The organism is Mucilaginibacter sp. P4_G9 (genome assembly GCF_056400985.1).
This window is the reverse complement of the sequence record NZ_JBFUKF010000330.1, coordinates 1-5,581: the sequence shown is the minus strand read 5'-3', so window position 1 is coordinate 5,581 and position 5,581 is coordinate 1. Positions and strand designations below refer to the sequence as shown.

The 5,581-nt window shown below is 42.1% G+C and carries 3 protein-coding genes; 1 reads left to right on the top strand and 2 read right to left on the bottom strand.

Annotated elements, in window-relative coordinates:
* Positions 1-110: 110 nt before the first annotated feature.
* Positions 111-809, top strand: a complete 699-nt coding sequence (locus tag AC1DPZ_RS20915) for a ComF family protein (RefSeq protein WP_477407051.1) — start codon at positions 111-113, stop codon at positions 807-809.
* Positions 810-910: 101 nt separating this feature from the next.
* Here AC1DPZ_RS20915 and AC1DPZ_RS20910 read toward each other — a convergent pair whose 3' ends face one another.
* Positions 911-4,039, bottom strand: coding sequence for a PAS domain S-box protein (locus AC1DPZ_RS20910; protein ID WP_477407049.1), 3,129 nt, complete (start codon positions 4,037-4,039; stop codon positions 911-913).
* A 3-nt stretch (positions 4,040-4,042) separates the two neighbouring features.
* Positions 4,043-5,329, bottom strand: a complete 1,287-nt coding sequence (gene glyA / locus AC1DPZ_RS20905; RefSeq protein ID WP_477407047.1) for a serine hydroxymethyltransferase — start codon at positions 5,327-5,329, stop codon at positions 4,043-4,045.
* Positions 5,330-5,581: the final 252 nt, after the last annotated feature.

Genomic DNA, 5,581 nt, shown 5'->3' with positions numbered 1-5,581 from the left:
CACCTACGCCGCAGCCGGGGCAAGGATATTGACGCGGCCTGTGGCCAGCTGGCAATCAAAGAAAAGGCTAAAGTTGCCGAAGTTTAAAAAATCTGCCTTAAATTAATGGCATGAAATTACCAGGCGGTTACCTTGCCGATTTTGTTGCACTGTTATTTCCTCAGCTTTGCCCTGCCTGCAATGCCAGCCTGGTTGCCAATGAGCATATCATTTGTTCTGATTGCCGCTACAATTTGCCCTATACCAACTTCCACACACAACCCGATAATATTGTTGCGCAACAGTTTTATGGCAAAATAAATATTGAAGCTGCTTATGCCCTTTACTTTTTTAATAAAGGTGGCAACGTACAAAACCTGATGCATCATTTTAAATATAGCGGTATGAAACAAATTGGAAACCTGGTAGGAAGCATAGCAGGCAACCAGCTAAAAGAGAACCCTGTTTTTAACAGTGTAGATTATATAATTCCTGTACCTCTCCATAAAAAACGACTGAAAGAACGCGGGTACAATCAAAGTGCATGCTTTGCCGCAGGGCTGGCAGAAAAAATGAACGCAGGTATTGAATTAGATAATTTAATACGCAGGATTGCAACAGCCACTCAAACCCATAAATCGCGCTTTGCCAGGTTTGAGAACATGCAGGAAGTATTTGCAGTTGCCAAACCCGAAAGGCTGGCCGGCAAACATATTTTACTGGTAGATGATATTGTTACCACCGGCTCAACGCTGGAAGCTTGTGGCATAGAGTTATTAAAAGTGCCGGGGTTGAAGCTAAGTATTGCCACAATTGCCTATGCCGTGTAGCGCCTTGCTAATTTCAGCCCGAAAGCTGAGGCCGTGTATACCACGAGTTGGAAACTCGCGGCAATGCTATCTTTTACTCCCCCTTCAGGGGGTTGGGGGGCCTATTGGTGCTGGTACCTGCTTAGTTTCTCATAAAGCACTTTGGGGTCAAATGGTTTTAGGATATAATCGTTCATACCGGCATTACCTATTTCGCCCATTTGGTTACTAAGCATTGATGCTGTTAGGGCTATAATAGGTAATTGTTGAAAATAGGTTTCAGGATTTGAGCGGATCACCTGGGTTGCTTCCAGGCCGCCCATTTCGGGCATATGAATATCCATTAGTACCACATTGTAGTTTTTATTGGCCAGTATCTTATTTACTGCCTCAATACCATTCTCGGCAAAATCAGCATCCGCGCCCCACCTTTTTAGTATCTTATTGATCAATAACCGGTTAATCTGGTTATCATCAACTACCAAAACATTAATTTTCAATCCTTCTTCCACGTTGTTATTATTGCTGTTCAATTCGTTATCTGCTTTGCTAAAGGTTATCGTGAACCAAAAAACCGACCCCTGACCGGGTACACTATCCACATTTATTCTTGAATCGTGCAGCTCAATCAGGCGTTTACTTATGGCCAATCCTAAACCTGTACCCCCATATTTGCGCGTAGTGTCAGTTTCGGCTTGCTTAAACTGTTCAAATATTACATTTACTTTATCAGCGGCAATCCCAATTCCTGTATCTGTTACCGAAAACCTTATCCTTACATCCTTCTCGCTTTCCTGTATAACTTTCAAATCGATATTTACACCGCCTGTATTTGTAAACTTAATTGCATTACTTACCAGGTTTAATAATATCTGACTTAAACGGGTACGATCTCCTATTATAATTTGAGGTACGGCATCATCTATCGTTTTGCTAAGATAGATATTTTTTTCGGCAGCTTTGTATTGTAGTGAGCTGCTGATACTTTGTACCAGGTCGTGAATGTCAACCCTTACTTTTTCAAGTTCAACATTGCCCGTCTCCATTTTTGCAAAATCCAGCACATCATTTATCAGTGTTAATAAATTCCCGGCAGAAAATTTCAGTATTTCAAGGTTTTCTTTTTGCGACTCCAGTGGACCATCCTCCAACAACAGGTGCGACATTCCAATAACGGCATTTAATGGCGTACGTATCTCATGGCTCATTACAGATATAAACATATCCTTTGCCCGGCTCAGTTGTAATGCCTCCTCTTTGGCTGCAATTAGTTCTATTTCGGCTTTCTTTTTGGCCGTAATATCAATAATTACCTCAACATACTTATCAACTTTGCCATACTTATCCAAAATCACCGAATTGATGACCGAAACCCATAATGGCTGTCCATCTTTTCGATAGATAAGAAGATCGACCTCAAATGATTGTTTATTTTTTGAAAGCTCACGAGCCCGTTGAATAATGGCAACATCAGTAAGTGCCCCCTTTAGCACATCGCCAAGGTGATTGCCTTTTACTTCATTTATATCATATCCGGTAATTCCTTCAAATGCTTTATTCACCCATTCAACCTGGCCATCGCAGTTGTTTATAACAATGCCGCTGGTAACTTTGCTGGCTACCAATGACAAAAGGGTGAGTTCCTCCTCATTCTTTTTGCGTTCGGTAATATCAACCATAACGCCAATTTGCCGTTCAACCTTTCCGGCCTCGTTAAATACCGGGCTATTTGATAAAAAGATCCATATTGGTGTACCATCCTTTTTGTACACCCTCATTTCAACCTCGTAAGGCCTGTTTTCCTTCACGGCTTGCACGGCGCTCTCAAATACTGTGAGGTCGGTATCTTCCCCTATAAGTGCGGAGCCAATAGCTTTTCCTTCCAGTTCGGCAAAGGAGTAACCGATAATATTCTCCTGCGCTTCATTCATCCATAAAATCCTGYCCCGTATGTCGCGTATAAAAATGCCGCTTGGCGATTTCCTGGCCGCGAAGGATAAAACTTCAAGATCCTGTTCAATTTTTTTGCGGGCTGATATATCAATGATCACCCTTATAAACTTATCAACCTCACCTTCGTTGTTACGTATAACCGAATTAACTACAGTTATCCATAAAAACGCTCCATTTTTAGTGGTTATTAAAAGTTCAGCCTCGTACGATTCTTTATTTTTTATCGAGGCCTGTAATTTCGCTTCAGCAACCGGGTCAACAACTTTACCCTTCAGTGTAGCACCAAGATATTTATGCTCAACATCGGCAAGGTTAAAACCGGTAATATGCTCAAAGGCATGGTTTACCCAAGCAACTTCGTCGGCAGCATTACTTATTACCACGCCATTGCTCACCTTGCTTGCCACCAATGCCAGTTGTTCCAGTTCATGCGAAATGCGTTTTTGATAACTTACATCCCGGCCACTGGCAAACCATTTGTTTCCATTAAAAGTAACCGACCAGGCTATCCATTTTATATCTTTTGCAGGCGTTAACACTACAGTTTCAATATCAAATTTGTGTTGCTGTTTGAGCAAGCCTGCTTCAAGCGTTTTTAATGTTTTAACTTTCTCGTCTTCGGGGAAATAATTCCAGATGGGCTGCCCTATTATTTCCTGCGGGCTATAACCTAAAATAGATTTTGCAGAATGGTTTACCTGTTCGATATTAAAATGCCTGTCCATAATGCAATGAACATCCGGCGAACTGTCAAACAAATCGTAAAATTCCTTGTAGCGAACCAGGCTTTGCTCCAGTTCATATTTTTGCTTACGTAGCGTAAGGTGCGACATGACATCATCGGCCAGGGTGCGCAAGGCATCCCGTTGCTCATTGCTAAGCTTACGGGAGACTGTATCAATAACGCAAAGGGAGCCCAAGCGGTAGCCATCGGGATCAATGAGGGGAGCGCCGGCGTAAAACCTAACACTTTGACCTGTTACAAATAAATCGTTTCTAAAATCATCATCCTCAGATACGTCATCTATCTCAAGAACCTCGTCATTTAAAATGATTTTATTGCAAAAGGCACCAGCACGGGGTATTTCCTCCTTACTGGTGCCAAATTTCGATTTGAACCATTGCCTGTCACCATCTATCAGGGATATCAAAGCAATGGGCACATTACATATATACGATGCCAAACGGGTGATGGCATCGTATTCGCTTTCGGGCAAGGTATCCAGCACATGGTATGATTTTAACGCTTCTAAGCGCCTTTCTTCATCATTTATAAATCCATGTTGCCTGTTTGTCATTATTTATTCCGAGCCGTTCTCGCGGTACAACGGATAGTCGTACATCAGCTTGTGGACCTTTTTACGGATTTTCTTGATAGAATGTTYGTTTTCCGGATCAGAAATCACTGCATCTATCAGCTCTACAATCACTTCCATTTGCTTCTCCTTCATCCCACGGGTTGTTATTGCAGCTGTACCCACACGAATGCCTGAAGTTACAAACGGCGACTTATCGTCGTAAGGAACCATGTTTTTATTAACAGTAATATCTGCAGTAACCAAAGCATTTTCGGCAGCTTTGCCGGTGATATTTTTATTTCGAAGATCTATCAGCATCAGATGATTATCTGTACCACCCGATATGATCTGGTAACCACGCGCAACAAAAGCCTCGGCCATGGCTTCGGCATTCTTTTTAACCTGAACAACATATTTCATGTAGCTATCGCTCAAAGCCTCGCCAAAAGCAATGGCTTTAGCAGCAATAATATGCTCAAGGGGGCCGCCCTGTGTGCCTGGGAACACCGCCATATCTAATAATGACGACATCATCCTGATCTCGCCTTTTGGAGTTTTTACACCGTAAGGATTTTCAAAATCTTTACCTAACAGGATCAAACCACCACGCGGGCCACGTAATGTTTTGTGAGTTGTTGTAGTAACGATATGGCAATGCGGCAGTGGATCTTTCAACAAACCACGGGCAATAAGGCCAGATGGGTGCGAAATATCAGCCAGCACCAAAGCACCAACTTCATCGGCAACAGCACGAATAAATTCATAATCCCAATCGCGCGAGTAAGCCGATGCGCCACAAATGATCAATTTTGGTTTTTGCTCTAAAGCTACTTTTTTAAGTTGCTCATAATCAATTAAACCGGTTTCTTTTACCACCCCATAAAAATGTGGCTCATATAATTTACCTGAAAAATTCACCGGCGAACCATGTGTGAGGTGACCACCATGAGAAAGATCAAACCCTAATATTTTATCGCCAGGTTGTAAACAGGCCAGCATTACGGCGGCATTTGCTTGCGCGCCAGAATGGGGCTGTACGTTTGCCCACTCGGCATTAAACAATTGTTTGGCACGCTCAATGGCAATGGTTTCAATTTCGTCAACCACCTCGCAACCGCCATAATAGCGTTTACCCGGTAAACCTTCGGCATATTTGTTGGTAGCAACAGAACCTGCCGCTTCCATTACCTGTCGGCTTACAAAATTCTCAGATGCTATCAGTTCAATGCCCTCCTCCTGGCGTTGCTGCTCTTCATCCAACAACTTAAATATCAGTTTGTCTCTTTTCATTGTGTATTTTTAACGGCGCTAAGTTAGCTAAAAAGATAGATTTGAGATGTGAGATATGAGATTTGAGACGGAACTAATTTGAGATTTTACGTGCAACTAAATCAGCACAATATAATTTGCTGTTCAGGCACTTATAACCAATATGTTTTTGTTATAAACTTATCTTCCATTTACCAAAACAGATTTGAGATTATAGTGTCTTGTCGAAGTAGAAATAATCCCTCGTCCGGTTATGTCTAATATCTCAAATCT

Excerpts from the sequence above, each read along its gene's own strand:
- AC1DPZ_RS20915 (WP_477407051.1), top strand. The coding sequence starts at position 111 with ATGAAATTACCAGGCGGTTACCTTGCCGATTTTGTTGCACTGTTATTT.